Origin of the sequence: Neobacillus niacini (assembly GCF_000759675.1) — a bacterium.
Lineage (GTDB): Bacteria > Bacillota > Bacilli > Bacillales > Cytobacillaceae > Neobacillus > Neobacillus niacini_A.
This window is the reverse complement of record NZ_BAWM01000020.1, coordinates 599,461-619,200: the sequence shown is the minus strand read 5'-3', so window position 1 is coordinate 619,200 and position 19,740 is coordinate 599,461. Positions and strand designations below refer to the sequence as shown.

General features: G+C 39.1%; 20 protein-coding genes. 11 read left to right on the top strand and 9 right to left on the bottom strand.

Annotated features, from left to right (window positions below; all coding sequences use genetic code 11):
• The 3 genes from TR08_RS12660 to TR08_RS12650 are packed head-to-tail and all read left to right on the top strand — an operon-like array spanning position 1 to position 3,050.
• Positions 1–1,230 (top strand): MFS transporter, encoded by a 1,230-nt coding sequence (locus TR08_RS12660; protein ID WP_045518529.1) that lies wholly within the window; start codon positions 1–3, stop codon positions 1,228–1,230.
• Positions 1,231–1,249: 19 nt separating this feature from the next.
• Positions 1,250–2,125: an ROK family protein gene (locus TR08_RS12655; RefSeq protein WP_045518527.1), complete on the top strand. Its 876-nt coding sequence runs from the start codon at positions 1,250–1,252 to the stop codon at positions 2,123–2,125.
• 43 nt (positions 2,126–2,168) lie between these two features.
• Positions 2,169–3,050: an aminoglycoside phosphotransferase family protein gene (locus tag TR08_RS12650; RefSeq protein WP_152597403.1), complete on the top strand. Its 882-nt coding sequence runs from the start codon at positions 2,169–2,171 to the stop codon at positions 3,048–3,050.
• A gap of 341 nt (positions 3,051–3,391) precedes the next feature.
• Here TR08_RS12650 and TR08_RS12645 read toward each other — a convergent pair whose 3' ends face one another.
• Positions 3,392–4,549, bottom strand: a complete 1,158-nt coding sequence (locus TR08_RS12645; RefSeq protein WP_045518523.1) for a pyridoxal-phosphate-dependent aminotransferase family protein — start codon at positions 4,547–4,549, stop codon at positions 3,392–3,394.
• Positions 4,550–4,681: 132 nt separating this feature from the next.
• Positions 4,682–6,373 carry a DUF2207 domain-containing protein gene (locus TR08_RS12640; RefSeq protein WP_045518521.1) on the bottom strand — a complete coding sequence of 564 codons (1,692 nt, stop codon included), beginning with the start codon at positions 6,371–6,373 and terminating at the stop codon, positions 4,682–4,684.
• A 383-nt stretch (positions 6,374–6,756) separates the two neighbouring features.
• On the opposite strand from TR08_RS12640, the gene TR08_RS12635 reads away from it, so the two are divergent.
• Positions 6,757–7,323 (top strand): TIGR00730 family Rossman fold protein, encoded by a 567-nt coding sequence (locus TR08_RS12635; RefSeq protein ID WP_045518519.1) that lies wholly within the window; start codon positions 6,757–6,759, stop codon positions 7,321–7,323.
• Between the two features lie 203 nt (positions 7,324–7,526).
• Positions 7,527–7,622, top strand: a complete 96-nt coding sequence (locus TR08_RS30985) for a DegV family protein (RefSeq protein WP_081954463.1) — start codon at positions 7,527–7,529, stop codon at positions 7,620–7,622.
• 111 nt (positions 7,623–7,733) lie between these two features.
• Here TR08_RS30985 and TR08_RS32520 read toward each other — a convergent pair whose 3' ends face one another.
• On the bottom strand, positions 7,734–7,883 hold the full coding sequence (locus tag TR08_RS32520) for a hypothetical protein (RefSeq protein WP_193747730.1): 150 nt from the start codon (positions 7,881–7,883) through the stop codon (positions 7,734–7,736).
• Between the two features lie 117 nt (positions 7,884–8,000).
• On the opposite strand from TR08_RS32520, the gene TR08_RS12630 reads away from it, so the two are divergent.
• Positions 8,001–8,627 carry a ThuA domain-containing protein gene (locus TR08_RS12630; RefSeq protein WP_045518517.1) on the top strand — a complete coding sequence of 209 codons (627 nt, stop codon included), beginning with the start codon at positions 8,001–8,003 and terminating at the stop codon, positions 8,625–8,627.
• 386 nt (positions 8,628–9,013) lie between these two features.
• Here TR08_RS12630 and TR08_RS12625 read toward each other — a convergent pair whose 3' ends face one another.
• From TR08_RS12625 to TR08_RS12610, 4 genes are all read right to left on the bottom strand, one after another.
• Complete coding sequence (locus TR08_RS12625; protein WP_045518515.1) at positions 9,014–9,151, bottom strand: YvrJ family protein; 138 nt, start codon at positions 9,149–9,151, stop codon at positions 9,014–9,016.
• Between the two features lie 65 nt (positions 9,152–9,216).
• A complete protein-coding gene (locus TR08_RS12620; RefSeq protein WP_045518513.1) occupies positions 9,217–9,435 on the bottom strand; it encodes a DUF2922 domain-containing protein in 219 nt (72 codons plus the stop codon).
• Between the two features lie 33 nt (positions 9,436–9,468).
• Complete coding sequence (locus tag TR08_RS12615) at positions 9,469–9,687, bottom strand: DUF1659 domain-containing protein (RefSeq protein ID WP_045518511.1); 219 nt, start codon at positions 9,685–9,687, stop codon at positions 9,469–9,471.
• A gap of 736 nt (positions 9,688–10,423) precedes the next feature.
• Positions 10,424–10,612, bottom strand: coding sequence for a Spo0E family sporulation regulatory protein-aspartic acid phosphatase (locus TR08_RS12610; RefSeq protein ID WP_045518510.1), 189 nt, complete (start codon positions 10,610–10,612; stop codon positions 10,424–10,426).
• Between the two features lie 739 nt (positions 10,613–11,351).
• Between TR08_RS12610 and TR08_RS12605 the strand changes: the two genes are divergently transcribed.
• Both TR08_RS12605 and TR08_RS12600 read left to right on the top strand, forming a co-directional pair.
• Positions 11,352–12,185, top strand: coding sequence for a hypothetical protein (locus TR08_RS12605; RefSeq protein WP_045518509.1), 834 nt, complete (start codon positions 11,352–11,354; stop codon positions 12,183–12,185).
• Between the two features lie 38 nt (positions 12,186–12,223).
• Complete coding sequence (locus TR08_RS12600; protein ID WP_045518508.1) at positions 12,224–13,957, top strand: hypothetical protein; 1,734 nt, start codon at positions 12,224–12,226, stop codon at positions 13,955–13,957.
• Between the two features lie 154 nt (positions 13,958–14,111).
• On the opposite strand, the gene TR08_RS12595 is transcribed toward TR08_RS12600, so the two are convergent.
• Together TR08_RS12595 and TR08_RS12590 are read right to left on the bottom strand one after the other, a co-directional pair.
• A complete protein-coding gene (locus TR08_RS12595; protein ID WP_238579127.1) occupies positions 14,112–14,804 on the bottom strand; it encodes a response regulator transcription factor in 693 nt (230 codons plus the stop codon).
• A gap of 30 nt (positions 14,805–14,834) precedes the next feature.
• The gene (locus TR08_RS12590) at positions 14,835–16,340 is read right to left on the bottom strand and encodes a sensor histidine kinase (protein WP_045518507.1); all 1,506 of its coding nucleotides are present in this window, start codon (positions 16,338–16,340) and stop codon (positions 14,835–14,837) included.
• Between the two features lie 112 nt (positions 16,341–16,452).
• Between TR08_RS12590 and TR08_RS12585 the strand changes: the two genes are divergently transcribed.
• The 3 genes from TR08_RS12585 (at position 16,453) to TR08_RS12575 (ending at position 19,640) form a co-directional block, all read left to right on the top strand.
• A complete protein-coding gene (locus TR08_RS12585; protein ID WP_045518506.1) occupies positions 16,453–17,754 on the top strand; it encodes an ABC transporter substrate-binding protein in 1,302 nt (433 codons plus the stop codon).
• Between the two features lie 77 nt (positions 17,755–17,831).
• A complete protein-coding gene (locus TR08_RS12580) occupies positions 17,832–18,731 on the top strand; it encodes a carbohydrate ABC transporter permease (protein ID WP_045518505.1) in 900 nt (299 codons plus the stop codon).
• Positions 18,732–18,758: 27 nt separating this feature from the next.
• Positions 18,759–19,640: a carbohydrate ABC transporter permease gene (locus tag TR08_RS12575; protein ID WP_045518504.1), complete on the top strand. Its 882-nt coding sequence runs from the start codon at positions 18,759–18,761 to the stop codon at positions 19,638–19,640.
• The last annotated feature ends 100 nt before the right edge of the window (positions 19,641–19,740 follow it).

Sequence of the window (19,740 nt, the reverse complement as noted above, 5' to 3'; positions counted from 1 at the left end):
ATGTTGCAAGTATTTAAGTCCTTTTCTACAGAATTGAAGTTTTATTTACTGATGAATGCCCTATTTTCCTTTGGGGGAGTTTTGTCAGGTATTTTTCAAAGTGTTTTCCTATGGAAGCTGGATAAAACCTATTCCTTGCTGGCTCATTATAGTTTGTATTGGTCGATTGCACTCATCTTTTGCTTTGGACTTTGCGGGTGGCTTGCTCGGAAGACGAGCCCGATGATTACGATGCGTTTAGGCTTTGTCTTTTACCTGATCACCTATTTAATTATGCTTATTTTTCATGATACACTACGTGATCATATTATGTTGTTAGGGTTTTCAAATGGGTTGGCAATGAGCCTTTATTATGTCGGCATGCACTTGGCGGTATTAGATCTAACTACGAATAATAATCGTGATCAATTTTTATATGTACAAGGAATATTATTTACCATCGGCGGGGTCATCGGACCGGTTCTGTCAGGGATTATCATCTCACAATTCGAGGGTATGTTTGGTTATTATGTCGTTTTTATTGGAACCTGTATATTCTTTTTTACAGCCTTTTTAACCTCATTAAAGGTAAAGGGACATCCGATTACAACCAAAAGTTATTTTTGGGATGTCATTAAGAATCCATCAAGGGAATGGAAGAAGATGTATAAGGTAATGTTTGCTGATGGGATTGTATCGGGAGTGTACGGAACCTTTTTGATTACCATGATTACCTTTAAAGTCGCTGGCGGGGAATTGAGTTTAGGTGTTTATCATACTGGTGCAGAACTTGTTGCTATAGCTACATTCTATGTGCTCGCTAAGTTTTCTAATCCGAAGTATCGTCTAGCCATTTATTCAATTGGATCGGTCAGTATATTTTTAAGTTCTGTTTTGTTATCCATCTTTCCTGTAATCATTTCGTTGGTTATTTTTGGTTTAATCTCACCTTTAGCACAGAATATGATTACTAACTCGATGAGCGCGATGATCTATGAGGCGATTGAGAAGGACCCCGACTACAAAGATAAGCGTCTAGACTATATTATTATTCGTGAAATTCCACTCGGAGTGGGAAGAATCATTGGTGTTGTTTTGTTTTTAGTCATGAGAAAATATCTTAATTTTGACCAGCTTTTACCTATATCGTTTAGTCTTTTTCCGATTGTATATGTCATAATGATTCCATCACTTTATATTATTTGGAGGAAATCAAAAAAAGTTTCTGTACTTCGTTCTAATGAATCATAAGTTTTAGGAGGAATTATTTATGTTGGGTGCTATTGAAGCAGGAGGGACAAAATTCGTTTGTGCAGTCGGTAATGATACGGGGCAGATCATAGAACGAATCGAGATTCCAACGACGATCCCTGCAGAAACAATGCCGCAGGTGATTGAATTTTTTAAAAAATATCCTATAACATCCATCGGGGTGGGTTCGTTTGGCCCAATTGATGTTATCAAGGAAAGTCCTACCTATGGTTTCATAACCTCTACACCAAAACCAGGATGGAACCATTATCCTTTTGTGCAAGTATTAAAAGGGGCATTTTCAGTTCCTGTTGGATTCAATACCGATGTAAATGCAGCTGCATTGGGAGAGGCAACCTTTGGTGCTGCTAAAGGATTGGACAGCTGCTTGTATATTACCGTTGGTACAGGAATTGGAGCAGGGGCGATTGTCCAAGGTGAACTCCTCCAAGGACTTTCACACCCTGAAATGGGACATATTCTTGTTAGACGTCATCCGAATGACCCATACAAAGGAAAATGTCCATATCATCACGATTGCTTAGAAGGGCTTGCCGCTGGACCAGCAATTGAAGCACGTTGGGGTGTTAAGGGTGATCAACTTGTAGACCAAGTTGAGGTTTGGGATATGGAAGGTTACTATATTGCGCAAGCTCTGATGCAATATGTCTTAATTCTTTCGCCGAAAAAAATCATCCTAGGCGGTGGCGTGATAAAACAGAAACAAGTATTTACTTTTGTTAATAGGTATTTAAAGGAATTTGTTAATGGGTATGTAGCTTTGCCGGAGCTTACTGATTATATTGTCAGTCCTGGTTTAGGTGATAATGCGGGGATTACTGGCTCGCTTATGCTTGCTCATCAAGCATTGCAAGCGGAGAATCATTTCGTGTAACAGTATCTTTTTACTATGAAATAGAAAAAAACAGGAGAGAAATATAATGATGATCAATAGCGATTTAGTAGCAAGACTAATAAACGAACAGTTTCCTGAATGGTCTCATTTATATATCAAACCTGTAAAAAATGGTGGAAATGATAATAGAACATTTCATTTAGGTGATCAAATGAGTGTAAGGTTACCTAGTGCAGCGGGCTATGCTCCACAAGTGGAAAAAGAACATAAATGGCTTCCAATTTTAGCTGAAAAACTTTCATGGCCAGTTTCTACTCCAATAGCAAAAGGAAATCCGAATAAAGAATATCCGTGGTCCTGGTCCATCTATAAGTGGCTTGAGGGTGACCCTCTTACTCATAACAATATTGATAACCTTAATCAGCTAGCAAAAGACTTGGGGTCATTTTTAATAGAGTTACAATCCATTGATGCTAGTGGAGGTCCCTTAGCTGGTAAGCATAATTTTTATAGAGGTGGATCATTATCTAAATACAATAAAGAATCCCGAAATGCTATTGAAAACAACAGTGACACTTTTGATGGTGGGCTGCTGAGTGAAATATGGAGCTTAGCTTTAGATTCTGAATGGGGGTCAGAGCCTGTATGGGTGCACGGTGATATAGCGCCAGGGAATTTGTTAGCGAAGGAAGGAAAGCTCTGTTCAGTTATTGACTTTGGTATAGTAGGAGTAGGAGATCCTTCGTGCGATGCTGCAATAGCTTGGACTTTTTTTGATGATACCAGTAGAAGAGTGTTCAGGAATGAAATAAATTTGGACGAAGGAACCTGGAATAGAGCACGAGGATGGGCTCTGTGGAAGGCATTGATCACATATGATTCTCACAAAAATTTTGATAAAGTGAGAGCAGAAGAAGCCTCTAATATTATTTGGACTATAATCGAGGATTACAAAAACTCTTAATGGCTTGAAACTTAATCTGCGGGAATTTGTTAGAGTTAAGCAACAAATTTCTCCTCATTAAATGAATTAAAACTTTCTGTCACTATATTTATCTGAAAACTAATCAAACGCGACAATGCAGGTCGTCTGGAGTGACCGAAAGGCATGAAGGAAAAGCGTTTGGGTCAATGCAGGTAGTCTGGAGTGACCGAAGGACATATAGAAAAAGCATTTGGGTCAATGCAGGTAGTCTGGAGTGACCGAAAGGCATAAAGAAAAAGCATTTGGGTCAATGCAGTCAGTTTAGAGTGTAAGAAAGGCAAAGGCAAGAGGCATAGTCTAAAACCATGCCTCTTTAAGTATTACTTCCGTAGAGCAGATAAGAAAACCTTTTGTGCAGCTGTTACTCCTGCTCCTGACTCGAAGGAATAGGAGAAATCTTGTAAACCTGCTTCGATAAGAGAAACGGCTTGAAGGATATCACTCGGGAAGCAATAGCCCATATGCCCAAATCGGAAAATCTTCCCTTGCAGATGGCCAAGTCCGCCAGCAAAATCCAGGTTATACTTCTCCTTTAAATGTCCAATAAATGATGGAATTTCTATTCCTTCAGGAGCACAAATAGCAGTTATAGTTGGTGACGCATATTCATCGGATGTCAACAGACCAATAGAAAGAGCCTTCATGGATTCACGAACCATATTTTTCATTAGTTCATGTCTAGCAACTGTTTGCGAAAATCCGCCTTCTTCCTCAATCAAATCACAAACAGCGGAAAGTCCAAAAATCAGTGAAATAGCAGGGGTGTTGGGTGTCATTCCTTTCGACGCCCACTCACGATAGCTTAGTAAATTTAAGTAATAAGAAGGTCTATTCTTTTCCTGTATCACTTTCCACGCTCTTTCGCTCACGCTTAAAAGTGCAAGTCCAGGAGGGAGCATCATTGCTTTTTGTGACCCGGTTACTAAAATATCGATTCCCCATTGATCCATTTCAGCTGGAGCACCGCCGAGACAGCTGACTCCATCGACGATAAATAGTGCGTCAGTATGTGTACGGACCACTTTTGCTAATTTTTCAATTGGGTTTAGGATTCCAGTTGAGGTCTCGTTATAGGTTGCAAAAACAGCCTTAATATTTGATAAAGGTTTAAGAAATTGAATGAGATCTTCTTCCGTGCAAGCTTCGCCCCAATTTTTTTCAAGCTTATGTACATGGAAACCATTTTTCTCACAAATAGAGACGAAATAATTACCAAAGGCGCCGACGGTAATTACCACCACCTCATCTCCAGGGGAAACCGAATTTACGGCGGCGGCTTCTAATGCTGCTGTACCGCCTGATGGCAGAAGTAAAATATCTTGTTCCGTTCCGAAAATAGGTTTTACCCGATTGGTTGTTTCTTGGTATAACCGTACAAACTCTTCCGTGCGATGACTAATCATATCCTGGTTCATGGCAAGCTGAACCTTTTTGGGGATTGGTGTTGGTCCCGGGTGCCTTAATATATTTGGATACATACTTTTCCCTCCATCTTATTATTTCTTGGACTTCTCTGACTCTATAATAGTATTAATTCTAGTAGTTTTGTTCAGTATCCTTCTATTTTATAGAATTAGACAAAAAGCTTGAGGAATTCCTCAAATCTTCGTTTAGAAAGCACCAGATCCACCGCCCCCTCCACCTGTACCGCCGCCAGAACTGGAGCTGCCTCCACCGCTGCTGCTGCTTGTAGTGTCATTTGCGGAACGGAATTTTGCAGAAGTGTCAGTGCCGATAAAGGCAATGGCGTAGAAATTGAAACCATCATCATTATGATAATCATTGTTTGTGAGTGCTTCGATGAGTTCATTATTTTTTCGATTGATTTCTTTGGGGCCAATTCCCATTCCGTAGATATAGGCGCGCATGCGATCGTCGTCAGTCCATTTTTCCCACTCTGATGGGGGTGTTTCCTTAAAACGTGCTTTAAACTGTTTCCAGTCGTAGGCGATACGGGCCCCCTCCCAGGTTTTTGGCCGATAGACGATCGCATAGATGATGACCGTAAAAATTAAAAGTAATGCTCCGAAAAAGGAACCAATGAGACCGTAAATCAGGAAAAAGAACAAAAACGGGATTAATAGGATACTTGAAGAACCTACTAGTAAACGATAGCCGGTTTTGTTTTCATAAAGGGAATGACTATCGACCTCTTCCTTTACGGCATATAGCCATTTCCTTTGAAATGAGTGATATTTCTCATGGTTTAGCTTGTTTAGTGTATAGGCTGTTAAATCGTTAAAACGAAAGGTATTGTTTTCTCCTACTTTTTCAAAAAGCATTTTCATCAGCACATTCTCATGTTTTAGCGGGCTTTTTGGATTTATCCGCTGGAAGCTTTTTTCTGACGTTTTTTTCACATATCCCTGCCGAACTAAATCTAGTAACGCCGCCGCCATCGCTTGCGGCGGAAGATAGTGGTTGTTTGTAAAAAAGATGGTTGCTGGCAGACTCATGATTTGCTTTGGTACGGAATGGAACGTGCTGCCTTCACGGATGAGATCATTCCGTTTGGCCCGCGCAGTCTTCCAGTTATTTATCACTAACAATAATAAAATAATCGTAAATGCAGGTAAACCGATCATGCTAATGTTTGAAAGGGTTTCTTTTGTTTTGGCATCGGCAGCAGCCTGGTCGATGAGTTCTTGCTTTGCGTTAAGAATCTCCTTTTTCATTGGTTGATCAGAAGTTTGAGCGGCCGCCAGGAAGAGCGTTACCGGATAGGCCACGCGGATATCTCCATTGGTGCTGTCAGGAACGTACCCTAGTTGAAAAAGGACGGATCCATCCTCTTGTATGGTTTCGGTGTTATTCGCTTCATCGTATCCGAAAGCAATGACATCGTCAGTCGCCTCAGGTGGATGAATGGTGATGGTCAGCTTTTCGTAGGAAGATTCATTGCGATCATCAAAAAACGGCCAATAAAATTGGGCGACATCCGAATAGATTTCCATCCCATTTTCGATCGTGTACTGGAGCTTTACAATGATCGTTTCATCCTTGCCTTTTCGGTGCACCTTATAGAAGTCGTCATCTTTTTCAATTTTTAAGGCTTCGCCATTTTCAGTTGCGGTAAATTGGCTAATGGCTGCTCCCTTTTTCGGAATCACTTCACGGGTGATCCCGTTAAATTCGCCATCAAACACATAGGTATGTGTTTCTTCTACTTCTACATTTCCGTTGTTTTGTAAGTATGCGTCGATTTTTACATTGGTAATCGAAAATTCCACAGCTAAACTTTGGTGGGGAAAAACGAATAACAATGCAACCAATAGCCAGCTAGTAAACCACTTTTTTAGCATGTGTGTGTCACCTTCTTTCCTAGTAGTAGTTATACGAATGAATGAGAAGAGATGTTTCATAATATTTTCCAATAGATTTTATCAGAAAAAGGAAGTTAGTAAAATAATTATTAATCGAAACTCTCCACCTACCATATGTGTTTTTTATGTTTTTTTTTTTGACATAACATATAAGGTAACGAAGTTCATAAGATTTTTAAAAAGGGGGGTGTTCCAGCCATTTATCGTATGTGTGGAAGAAACCAAGAGAAATGTCTAACATTTATACCATGCAGGAGCGCAGCTTTTCTTAATAAGCAGGAAGTTAATCCTTCCTGTTTTTTGTTTTCTTTTCTAACATTAACTATAATCATATTAATACTTACACAAAGGGAGGCAGCGGCGTGAAACGATTAGCAGTTTATTGCGGTTCAAGTTTGGGTGCTTCAGAGGCGTATAAAACAGGAGCCATTCAATTAGGGAAAGAGCTTGCAAAGCGGAATATTACGTTAGTTTATGGCGGTTCAAGTATCGGTTTGATGGGCGCCGTCGCAGATACGGTGTTAAGTGAAGGCGGTCATGCCATTGGTGTAATTCCTAAAATTCTGGAGGAACGTGAAATCTCCCATAAGGGGTTAACGGAACTAATTACCGTTGAAACGATGCACGAGCGAAAAGCAAAAATGGCTGATTTGGTAGATGGATTTGTTGTCTTGCCTGGCGGAAGCGGGACACTTGAGGAGTTTTTCGAAGTATTTACCTGGGGGCAGATAGGGCTGCACAAAAAGCCGTGCGGTCTTCTTAATATTAATCAGTATTATGACCCACTGATTCATTTGTTTGAGCATATGATCGACCAAAAGTTTTTGCAGGAAAAATTCCGCTCCATGGCGATTATTGAGGAAGAACCAGCTGCTTTACTCGATAAATTTCTAACCTATGAGGCTCCTTCGGTGAAAGCATTTGAATAGGCAAAGCAAAAGCAGTGAATTTCACTGCTTTTATTATTGCCAATTAGTAAAGTGCCAGAATGGATAGGTAAATACAGAAAGCTGCCAGAGCAAATAAGATTATTGCCGTTAATCGATTCATTCTCATCTTCATTCCAATAGCAGAAAAATAATCCCGACTGGTATAATTGGAATGAGTAAATTGTACTAGATGTGGAAAGTAAATGATAAAGATTATATCGGACAGCTCAGCTGATTTACCTAAAGAATTAATAGAGAAATATGACATTACCTTAGTGCCATTGACCGTAACCACATAGAGAGATTCCATCCAAAAGAAATTATTGTAAATTACATGGGCGCAACCATGGGAACCTATGCAGGTAAAGATGGTATGATCATTTCATTTTAAAGAAAGCTAATGTCACCAGTCACGAACCGTGCTTTGCTTTGAATATAGTACTTGGAGATAGATTATGGATTGTTTCATTCTCGCGGCGATATTTAGTCGCTGCTGGTACGTTAAGAATGGTAGTTGCCGCCGCTGCAATTGGTGAATCAGGATTTGTGGTAACAGCCACAACTGGTCATCCTAGTGACTGTTTTATTTTGTTTGAGTCAAGTCGCCGGGAATTTAACCTACTAATTTAACTAACTAAATGTGATAATAGAAAAAAATTGGTAAGGGTGGATTTAGGATGATAAAAATAGCTGCCTTAGTAGGAGATTATTGGCACTCCGGTGATGACGCCAAAGCGGGCTTAGAAGCAGCCATTAAGAGATTACCAAATATAGAAGTTGTCCTTCAGTACATTACATATGAGGAAGTTTCAAAGGCACTCGTTGAAAAACCGGACCTCTTTATCAATGCAAAAATGAATGTGCTCAATCCAAGAGAGGAACAGAAGATTACTTGGTTAACAGATGAGTTGGATAGGAAAATTGTAAACTACGTTAATGAGGGAGGTAGTATCTTGGCTTGGCATGCGGGTATGGCTGGATATCCTAGTGAAACTCATTATACTCAAATGCTGCGAGGATCTTTTGTTTACCATCCACCAGGACTTCAAGAGGTTACATACATTCAGGAAGGAAAATCATTTTCTCTTTCGGACGAACACTATTTTGTCCATTGTGATACTGAAAATACAGAAGTGTACCTTTGGAGTACAGGGGAAGCAGGGGAGTCTATTGCAGGCTGGAAGCATTCCTATGGAAAAGGAAAAGTATGCTGCTTTACTCCAGCTCATACGAAAGAAGGGATGTTAAATGAAAACATCTCATGTTTGTTAGCAGAAAAAATAAATTGGATGATAAATTTATAAAAAAAGATTCGGCCAGTTGCCGAATCCAAAAGAAATATTATAAAAGGGGGTTATGGAAGAGAGAGAAAAGTTTGTCCTCTTCATGTATCTATCTTACCGCTTGAGTATGAACAAATTATGAACAAAGGTTTAAGGTTCTATTAAAAAATCTGCTGGATTCAGCCAAAAAAAGAAAAAATAGTAGCAAATAGGGTTATTTGCGGCAAAATCTAGTTGGTAGATAGAAAATTAGGGTTAGATCCTGTAATTAGTAGACTAAGAGGTTCATATTTCTACAGGGGTAAATCGTTTATCAGCGAAAAGCAATAGTGAGCTTGTTGGACTAGTCGAACCTATTTAAAAACAAAAAAATCCGGCAAACTGCCGAATCTTAATGCAAACTACTTTTACGCCTTCATGCGTTCGGGAAGTTTTTGAATCGATTGGACCACCATATCTAGCTTCGACTCAATCCGATATAGCAAATAGAGGGTGACAACGATTGGAAATCCTACCTCACTGATGAGAGGTATCATTTGCTCCACGAGATTTCACTCCTTTCTTTTAATAGAGGTCGGCTTCCAATGGAACCCGACCTCCTCCTACTCTATTAAATAATCTCATATTCCGTTACATTGCGATCGATTACGCGTGCTCCTTTCACAGAAGCAAAATTACCGTTTGTAGAAGTAAAAACTCCAGAAGCGATCATTTCCTCCATCGCCGCCTTTACCACTGCTTCCTCAATTGGTTCCTTCGGATTTTCTACCGATAAACGTGCCAATTTTCCAAACTCGGTTGCAAACTCCAACTCTAATGTTTTAGCCATTTCATTCACCTCCTATCACTATTTATTTTTTCATTAAGCTAGTAAATCAGCATTATCGACTCTCTCAATATTGCTGATAGTATCATTGGATAAACCAATAATCGCTTGTGCGACTTGTAAAAGTTGATCAGCTGTCGCAGATTTCTGGATATTACTAAATGTCTTCGTCTTTAAAACTGGTTTGCCATCGTCATCCATGCCCACTTGAAAGACCAACCGCAACTTAGACGTTGTAATAACTGCCTGTGCCATTGTCTATCACCTCCTTTCACCCTTTATATATAGAAAAGTAGGCAAAAAGGACATGGTCCGAGAAAATAAATTCAATTGAAATTGTCTGGAGTGACCGAAGACAGAAATGAAAAAGGATTTGGGTCAATGCGGATAGTCTGGAGTGACCGAAGACAGAAATGAAAAAGGATTTGGGTCAATGCAGGTGGTCTGGAGTGACCGAAGACAGAAATGAAAAAGGATTTGGGTCAATGCAGATAGTCTGGAGTGACCGAAGACAGAAATGAAAAAGGATTTGGGTCAATGCAGATAGTCTGGAGTGACCGAAGACAGAAATGAAAAAGGATTTGGGTCAATGCAGGTGGACTGGAGTGACCGAAGACAGAAATGAAAAAGGATTTGGGTCAACGCAGGTGGTCTGGAGTGACCGAAGACGGAAATAAAAAAGGATTTGGGTCAATGCAGGTGGTCTGAAGTGACCGAAGATAGAATCAGGACATTAAGTAAGAACCTGTTGAGCCTTGAAAAAAAACAACTTTTTTGACGAGGCTTGAAGATTATTCGTAAAAAGAAAAATATTTCCTCGACAATAATTTTACAATAAACCTACAATAAGTTCGTTTTTCAAAAAGTCTTAAGGTACATTTAATCAAACGAGTGGTTGGGAAGAAATACATCAAACCTTGTCGTAAAAGGCATGTTGAATTAGATAGCTAAATTTAAAAGAGACCAGCTCATAATGCTGGTCTCTTACTGTTTAAATTAGCTGCCCGATTTTTTCTTCAAAATATTCATTCATAAGACAATCGAGTTTGATTGAGAGACTTACGTAATCGTTCGTGTTGGGTCCGGTGGAATTGTATAAGTCAGTAAGTTTTATTTTTAAATCAACAATGTCCCTTAATAGTTTCGTGTTTTCGATTTGAATAGATTTGTTTGCTTTCATCATACACCTCATATGTATATGTTTTCGATTTTTGATGGATACCATTTTTCCAAAACCTTACCGATAGTAACATAGTTCCTCTTTGATGTGAACTGCCATTTAAAAAGTAGAAAAATTGAAAAAAACGTAAATAATTCTGGTATATCATTTTGAGTCAAATTGCTGTATCTAACTAATAAAAATCTTCATTTCTTATGGTTGGGACCTAAATACAAGTTATTTTATAATAACGTCTAAATTGCAACAAAATATGTAATAGTTATTAACCATATTTTGCATAATAACCCTTTAAGAAAATTTTGGAGGTTTTTTGGTGGAGGATAACATACATATTGTGCCGTTAACTACTGGTGAGATATCCAATATTTGGACTCAATATATGAATGATTCCTAGCTGGGACTGTATCTCACAATCCAACTGACATATTCATAGGTTTCATCATCTTAGCAGCAGGCTCAACGCAGGAAAATATGGTTTAGACCGCTGGGTGGATCCATTCATCCGCAAAACAGCAAAGACCTACATCAGCAAAGATAAGTAAAAAGCTGCTGCCTAAGTTGTAGTAGTAAAAAAGACGATTCGTCCCCCTCGAATCGTCTTTTTTGATGTTAAAAATTACCCATAAGGTTCGAGTGAATTGGGTGAAAAGAATCGTTTTTTAAGAAAGACGACAAAAAATGAAGATTTTGCTCGAATTTTGTCCGTGAACGTTACGATTCATTGAAGGGGGGTGAAATAGTGCACTTCCGCCAATTTCTTATATCAGCTCTAATGGTTGGTGCGGCGATGTTTTTTCCAGACAATGCTTTTGCCGAGAAGAATGAACTTCGTCCTCAAAAGGGACAAGCTCCAGCTTCAATACCGGAACATGCTTCAATACCAGAACCTGCAACAATAGCAGTACCAGCAAAAGCTGAAGAGGCGCAATCGCAGAACAAGATGATTCCTGAACATGCTCGTGAAAACCAAGCACAAGCAAAACAGCGCCCAGCCCAAAATACTCCAAATCAGGCTGCGTTGGAAAAAAGTTTGCCAGAGCAGGCAAATGGAAACGCGAAGTCAGTAGTAAAGAAGGATGAGAAGGTTGTTCAGGTCAATGTTCCCGAACAAGCAGAGGCTGTCCAGGCAAATCATACAGTAGAAAAGTTGAAACCTAAAAATTCTATCCAAGATATTGATAGTGAAGTTAAAGTCGAAAAAGTAAAACCAGAAAAAGTAGATAATATTGTCTATTTGCAAGATGAAGACTTAGACATAACACAATCAGAATCCGTTGTGCAGGAGCCACAGAAAGATCCTGCCAGCAAGGAAGAGATACCTAAGGTAAACCAAGCACTGAATCAAACACAGAGAAGCAACGGTTCAGGGGGTCAATCAAATGATCGGGTCAATCATGGGATAAATAATTTAAGCTTTTTGGATAAATGGTTTGAATGGAATCACTACTTTGAAATCAAACTTGTCCAGCCATACCTTTCCCGGCAAGCCTTGATGAATACTCAATGGGTGAATGCTCCGCCATCACCACCACCGCAGATAGCTCCTTTATTAACCAATGTCACCCGCAGCTAAAAGCCACGGATCATGATAATAAAAGGAGCGAATTAATAATGAAACATTACTTAAACCCTAATAAAGTTACTAAATCTTTTGTACTTGCAGGAGCATTATCGTTTGGAATTTTTGCTGGAGGTCAATTTACGGAAGCAGCAGGCCCAGATCAAGCTAAAGCTGAGAAAACTGTTCAAGTGAAACAATCCAATAACGCAAAGGTTAATGTGAATGTTAAACCAGTTGTTCCGGCAGCACCAGCTGTACAGGCAAAGGATGTAGTAAGCGTACAAGTAAAGCCTAATGAAGAAAAGGCTAGTAAGTCGCAGGCGAGCGTACATGCAAGCGATAATGCAAAATTGCATGCAGCCCCAAATTCAGCTGTACATGGAAAGGGAGAAAACCCTGAAAATGTGGTTGTAGAAGAGGAAGTAAAGGAAGAAGTACAAGTTGAAGAAACAACACCTGTAATTGAACTTGAAACCGAAGTTGCAACTGATGAAACTAAAGCGGATACCAATGCAGCTTCTGAATCTGAAGAAGCAGTTGACGTTGATAACGATGTAGCTGCAATAACGGAAGATGAGGATGACGCGGCAAAAGAAGAGGAAGAAGAAACAGATGCTGACTCCGACTCAGTTGTAAGAATTGAAGATGAAGAAGATGAGGATGAAGATTCCGAAAACATCGATTTTGAAACAGACGCAATTGTAAAAACTGAAGATGACGAAGAAGCTGAAGCTGTTGAAGAAGAGGAAAAAGTAAACCCATCTGCAGCTAACAAAGCAAAGTCACAAGCAAGTGTAAAAGCAAGCGAAACTGCTAAAGCACATGCAGCAGCCAATTCAGCTGTCCATGCGGTAGCAGTAGAAGTACCTGCTGAAGAAGCTGTTGAAGTAGAAACTGAAGTTGAATCTGAAGAAGTTGCAGAAGATGTAGTAGCTGATGAAGAAAAAGTAGTAGTTGAAACTGAAACAGAAGAAACTGAAGTAGTTGAAGAAGAGGCAGAAGTAACTGAGGTTGAAAAAGTAAACCCGTCTGCAGCTAACAAAGCAAAGTCACAAGCTAGTGTAAAAGCAAGCGAAAATGCTAAAGCACATGCAGCAGCCAATTCAGCTGTCCATGCGGTAGCAGTAGAAGTACCTGCTGAAGAAGCTGTTGAAGTAGAAACTGAAGTTGAATCTGAAGAGGTTGCAGAAGAAGTAGTGACTGATGAAGAAACAGTAGCAGTTGAAACTGAAACAGAAGAAACTGAAGTAGTTGAAGAAGAGGCAGAAGTAACTGAGGTTGAAAAAGTAAACCCGTCTGTAGCTAACAAAGCAAAGGCACAAGCTAGTGTAAAAGCAAGCAAAACTGCTAAGGCACATGCAGCAGCTAATTCAGCTGTCCGTGCGGTAGCAGTAGAAGTTACTGAAGAAGTACCTGCTGAAGAAGCTGTTGAAGTAGAAACTGAAGTAGTTGAAGAAGAGGCAGAAGTAACTGAGGTTGAAAAAGTAAACCCGTCTGCTGCTAACAAAGCAAAGGCACAAGCTAGTGTAAAAGCAAGCAAAACTGCTAAGGCACATGCAGCAGCAAATTCAGCTGTCCGTGCGGTAGCAGTAGAAGTTACTGAAGAAGTACCTGCTGAAGAAGCTGTTGAAGTAGAAACTGAAGTTGTATCTGAAGAAGTTGCAGAAGATGTAGTGGCTGATGAAGAAGCAGTAGTAGTTGAAACAGTAACTGAAGAAGTTGTAGAAGAAGAAACAGGAACACAAGAAGATGAAGTTGTTCCTGTAATTGATTTAAAAAATTAATCTATATTCCAAAGGAACCGAAGGATTTTCCCTTCGGTTTTTTGTGTTTTTTTCGAAAAAACTTTGAAATTGTGTTACAGACGAAATAGGTTGTAACCAATTGAAATGGTCGATTTAAAAAAGAGGTAACACTGGAATCAGTGGTTACCTCTTTTTACGAAATATCTTTAATCATATCGAAAAGTTTAAGTTCGGTTACATCGATAACGATTTCCTTGGTCGAATTCTTATCAAATTTTTTCAACAAGCTGCTAATTTGCTTTTTTATCGTTTCTACCTCTACGGCGCGTGCTTCCGCTATTTCCTTCCGTTTTAAACCACTGCAGAGAAGTTTCAATACCTCTAGCTCAGAGGGCGTTAGATTTGCAATGATTTTAAAAAAATGTGTTAAATGATCTTCTGATTTTTTAATCCGAGCAAACTCCTGCCTTATTTTTTCCGCAATGATTGGACGAATCGGCGATTGGTTGTTGGCAGCCGAGTAAATCGCTTCTAGAATTTCTTCTTTTGGTGCAGATTTCATTAAATAATCGACAATGCCTGTTTGAAAGGCTGCAAAGACAATATTATTATCCTGATGGACAGTGAGCATAACGATTTTGGTATCGGGTAATATTTTATTAATTTCAGATGCGGCCTTAACTCCTGCCAATTGACTTTCCATTTCGATATCCATTAAGACAATGTTCGGTTTTTTAATCGCGGCATAGGCAACGGCTTCATATCCACTTTTGGCAGAGGCGACTAACGAAAGGTTACCAACACTATTGATAATTCTCTCAAGGCGCCTGCGGTGTGCTTCCATATCATCGGCAATTAATATTTGAATGGTCTCCAATTGAATCACGCTCCCCGAAAAATTTATGAGGGGTATTTTTTATACCCTTTTTACAAGCGGCAATAAAATATCAAATTGAGTGGATTTTCCTTTCTCACTCGTGACTTCAATTTTACCTCCATGACCTGTAATCACTTTGTGGCAAAACGAAAGGCCGATTCCCCAATTGGTAATCGATGGTTTTGTTGAAAAAAATGGGGTAAAAATTTCATTCACGTTTTCGGAATCAATCCCCGGACCATTGTCCCTAATCGTTACCGTTCCCCATTGATCAACTTCACTAATCTGCACCCAAATATCACCATTCCTGCTAGCAAGTGCTTCTATAGAATTTTTAAGGATATTATAAATCGCTTCCTGAATTTGATCTTCATCTATAAAGACGTTGATATGAGAATAAGGCTTTTCGTAATGGATGTTGACATGTAACTTGTTAGGATGGAAGCGCTCTATTGCTCTTTCGACGGGAATATTTAAAGGAGCTGCCTTTATTTTTAAAGTTATTTGTTTCAGCTTATCATTTGCTTCATTAATACTTTGAAACGATTGTTCACAAGAGTCCATGATGAGTTTCAAGCTATATAAGGCTTCCTCATCGTCCGCAAACTTTTCCTGTAAGTATTCCGATTCTGAACGAATAGCGAGCAAATGGTTCTTGATCGCATGCGTAAAAGCGCGAATCCCAAGGGAGGCTGTATCGATTTTTTTCTTTGTAATGATATTGATGTTTGAATACCGTGCTTCATTTGATTTGTACTTATATACATTGAAGATCATGATTCCGATGGCAAGGAATGCAATGAGCGGGAAAAAGCGATACTCCAATAAATACAAATTAATCGAAGGCTGCAAATAGTTTATATAGCTGTTACTAAATGTCGTTCTGACAAAATTGGATGGCGCCCAATAAAAAATAAATAGGTGCACAAATGTAAGCGGTATTAAGCTAATTAAATTAAATAGGATATGATCACGGATGTATCTTAGTCTGTAGTAGAGTATGTAATGATAGATAAATAATGAAAAGCTTATTAATAAATAAGCGATATTAACCACCTGGAATAACATATCCGCAGCGTGGGTGAATTTTTGGTATTGCGGCAAAATGCCAGCGTTCACAATATAATTTTGGAACAGCAGATTTAGACTAGGATCATAAAATAGAAATTGGCAGATCCCGATTAAACCAAGGGTTATATAAATATTACGCTGTCTTCTATTCGCCTTCAGGCTGCTGACAAACGAAATAGAATAGCTTAAAAAGGAAAAATAAAAAAGAATGATACCAAAATTAAATAACCGGATTAATGTATTCGTATTAAAGTAAATTAGGACAAGTCTATTCCACGTACGTGGGCTAAACCCAAAAAACTGATTAACGAGTTTATAGTAATAATTAAAATTTGATAGGTAGAGTGTAAAAGAGATATAAGCTAAAATCCAGCCAATGGTTAAAGCACATAAAAAGAAGATAGAGCGGCTATTTAAGTTTTTATAGATAAAAAAGATTAATAAAACAATACTAATTAAGCAGAGAAAGATCACGGAAGTCACTCCTAGTTCTGTAAAAAGGGGGAAAGAAATTTTCTACTTATTCCAAAAGTTGAAAACCCTTACACTCAGTATATAGCAAAATATCAAAAAGGGGGAGAAACAAATGAAAAGAATGTTTAGTTTAGTAGGGATTTTGCTTGTATGCTTTAGCCTGCTTGTCGGCTGCTCCAGCGGCGGTGCCGAAAAAGGGAGCTCTGAAGCAGAAAAACCAAAAGCTTCAAATGAAAAAGTTAGTTTGAAAATGGCTGTATTTCCAGCAGATGAGGAAGTTTTTAAAAGAGGTTACGAAAACTTTAAAAAGGATCATCCCAATGTTGAGATCACGTTTGAAACCTTTCCACAGCAACAATATTACGAAAAAATTCGGATGCAGCTTTCAGGCGGCGAAGGATATGATTTATTCACCGGCCAGATGGACAATATGATTGACACAGGATTATTGACACCTCTTGATAAATACATTAAAGAAAGCAAAATGGATGTTGCAGGTTACGGAACGATGTATGACACCTATAAATCAGATGACAAAGTATTAAGCCTTCCTTATCGTAAATCAAACTGGATGCTCTACTATAATAAGTCGTTGTTTGACGAAAAAGGTATAGATTATCCAAGCGATGATATGACTTGGGACGAATTTCGTGAATTAGCGAAAAAAATGACGAGTGGAAGTGGAGAAAGTAAAGTATACGGTGCGTACTTACAGCAATGGCCGCAAACATGGTATATGAGTGCTGTTCAAGATGGTGCCTCGATCATTGATAAAGACTTATCACCATTTAAGGATGCATTACAATTGAGGATTGACCTTGAAAAAGACGGATCAATCATGAAATGGTCTGAACAGGTAACAACGGGAGCGCATTATAATGCAGCCTTCCAAAAAGGAAATATTGCGATGAACCTTATCGGAGATTGGCATGTTGCTCAGCTTCGCCAAGCGGAAAAAGAAGGAAAGTTAAATTTTGATTGGGATGTTGTTCCGATTCCACATCCAGAGGGTGTCGCTAAGAATACATCACTAGCATTGCCTGTTTCCATCATGATGAACAAAAACACGAAGCATCCAAAAGAAGCCTTTGAGTTCCTGAAATACATAACTGGTAAAGAAGGTGCAGAGTTGCTTGCTTCAGAAGGTTATCTAACTGGTTATATGGATAAGGATGTTGAAAAGGCGTACCTTGGTGATGGAACGCAAAAACCGGAAAACCTTCACTATTTCTTGGAAACAAAAGAATACCCTGAATACCCAATGCTCCCTGGTGTGAATAATGTTGTAAAAGAGCAAATCTTTAAGCAAGAAGGAGAGCTTGCTTTACTTGGTCAGAAATCTGTTGATGATGCCATAAAAGAAATTACGAAACGTGTAAAAGATGAATGGGCAAGTAAGTACGCTGGTAAATAAAAATGAAAAGCGAGGCACTGCTGCAAGATTGAACGTCAGCGGTGCTACGTTTTTTCATAGAAAGGACGGAACACAATATGAAGTCGGGCAGAAAGTCAACATCGACGGTGATAAGACGAAATCGTTTGGTCGCTTATACATTTCTTTTACCTAATATCATCGGTTTTCTATTATTTATCCTCATTCCGGTTATTGCCTCTTTTATTATGAGTTTTACATCATGGAATGGCTTTGGAGTCATTGAGTTTGTTGGGCTGGAAAACTATAAGAATTTAATACATGATACGAATTTTCGAATTTCCTTTATTAATAGCATTCTTTTCACCTTAATCTCTGTTCCTATTACCTTATTTTTATCGATCTTAATTGCCATCGCTTTAAATCGGGGAATCCGCTTTGTAAAAGTCTTCAGGACAGCGGTTTTTTTACCGTATGTTACGGCAACGATTGCCGTTGCGGCAGTCTGGCAGCTAATTTTTAATCCGTCGATGGGTCCGATTAATGGGACATTGATGAAGTTTGGAATCGACAATCCTCCTGGCTGGTTGTCATCACCGAGCTGGGCCTTACTATCTGTCTCTGTGGTCTATATTTGGCATTCGGTTGGCTATTATATGATTCTTTTTTTGGCAGGGCTGCAAAATATTCCTGATCACCTTTATGAAGCGGCTGAGTTGGATGGCGCTGGACCAATCGCGAAGTTTTTCAATGTCACTTTACCGATGCTGTCGCCTGTCATCTTTTTCACCATGATTATCGGTGTCATTAATTCCTTTAAAGTATTTGATTTAATCTATGTGCTTACAGGCGGGGGACCTGGAAGGTCAACACATGTGCTTGTGTACGATATTTATAATACGGCCTTTAAGCAATTCGAATATGGGTACGCCTCTTCTATGGCCTATGTGTTGTTCCTGCTGATTCTCATTTTCTCCTTTATTCAATTTAGAGGACAGAAAAAATGGGTGAATTATTAATCAAACAAGAAAGGAGCTGAGCTGTGAATGAATATTGCAACGGGAACGAAAACGGAAGCTTCCGTTTATACACCCGCACCCAAAGCACGTAAAATATCAATCAATCAAGTTCTCAAATATATTGCGATTATCTTCGTTTCACTGATGATGGTTTTACCCTTTGTTTGGATGCTCTCTGCTTCCTTGAAGGCAGAATCGGAAATTTTCGGATTCCCGATTAAGTGGATCCCGGAAACCCTCCATTGGAGCAATTACAAAGATGTTTGGACAAAAGTGCCATTTCACATTTATTACTTAAACACATTGAAAATTGCTGTCATCACAACGGTTTTAGTGATTATCAACAGTTCCCTTGCCGGTTATGCTTTTGCCAAAATTAAATTTCCTGAAAGCAACCGTTTATTTTTCATCTATATTGCAACGATGATGATCCCGTATCAGGTCATGATGATTCCACAATTTATGCTGATGAAGGAGCTTGGATTGGTCAATTCGCACTGGGCCTTGATTTTGCTGGGAGCATTTAATCCCTTTGGCGTTTTCTTGTTCCGTCAGTTTTTCCTATCCATTCCAGATGAATTGTTGGAAGCAGCTAGAATTGATGGCTTAAATGAGTTCGGCATCTACTGGAGAATTATTCTGCCATTGTCAAAACCAGCGATCGCGACACTTGTTATTTTTTCCTTCATGCATTCTTGGAATGATTTCTTAGGGCCATTAATTTATCTTACTTCCGATCATTTATATACGCTGCAGCTTGGGATTCAGCATTTTATAACGGAATATAACACTGAATATGCCCTGCTTATGGCTGCTGCTGTTTCAGCAATCGTGCCAACCATCATTGTTTACTTCTTAGCTCAAGACCATTTTATCAAGGGAGTTGCCAGCACGGGAATTAAAGGATAGCCTGTGTTAAATTTGTCTGTTGATTTGCGCTCCAGGCACTTCGCGCACCTTAGGGCGGTCCGGGGAGCCTCCTCGGCGCTTAAGCGCCTGTGGGGTCTCC

Coding starts and splice junctions, on each gene's coding strand:
- TR08_RS12660 (WP_045518529.1), top strand. CDS start 1: ATGTTGCAAGTATTTAAGTCCTTTTCTACAGAATTGAAGTTTTATTTA.
- TR08_RS12655 (WP_045518527.1), top strand. CDS start 1,250: ATGTTGGGTGCTATTGAAGCAGGAGGGACAAAATTCGTTTGTGCAGTC.
- TR08_RS12645 (WP_045518523.1), bottom strand. CDS start 4,549: ATGTATCCAAATATATTAAGGCACCCGGGACCAACACCAATCCCCAAA.
- TR08_RS12640 (WP_045518521.1), bottom strand. CDS start 6,373: ATGCTAAAAAAGTGGTTTACTAGCTGGCTATTGGTTGCATTGTTATTC.
- TR08_RS30985 (WP_081954463.1), top strand. CDS start 7,527: ATGATAAAGATTATATCGGACAGCTCAGCTGATTTACCTAAAGAATTA.
- TR08_RS12630 (WP_045518517.1), top strand. CDS start 8,001: ATGATAAAAATAGCTGCCTTAGTAGGAGATTATTGGCACTCCGGTGAT.
- TR08_RS12620 (WP_045518513.1), bottom strand. CDS start 9,435: ATGGCTAAAACATTAGAGTTGGAGTTTGCAACCGAGTTTGGAAAATTG.
- TR08_RS12615 (WP_045518511.1), bottom strand. CDS start 9,687: ATGGCACAGGCAGTTATTACAACGTCTAAGTTGCGGTTGGTCTTTCAA.
- TR08_RS12610 (WP_045518510.1), bottom strand. CDS start 10,612: ATGAAAGCAAACAAATCTATTCAAATCGAAAACACGAAACTATTAAGG.
- TR08_RS12600 (WP_045518508.1), top strand. CDS start 12,224: ATGAAACATTACTTAAACCCTAATAAAGTTACTAAATCTTTTGTACTT.
- TR08_RS12585 (WP_045518506.1), top strand. CDS start 16,453: ATGAAAAGAATGTTTAGTTTAGTAGGGATTTTGCTTGTATGCTTTAGC.
- TR08_RS12580 (WP_045518505.1), top strand. CDS start 17,832: ATGAAGTCGGGCAGAAAGTCAACATCGACGGTGATAAGACGAAATCGT.
- TR08_RS12575 (WP_045518504.1), top strand. CDS start 18,759: ATGAATATTGCAACGGGAACGAAAACGGAAGCTTCCGTTTATACACCC.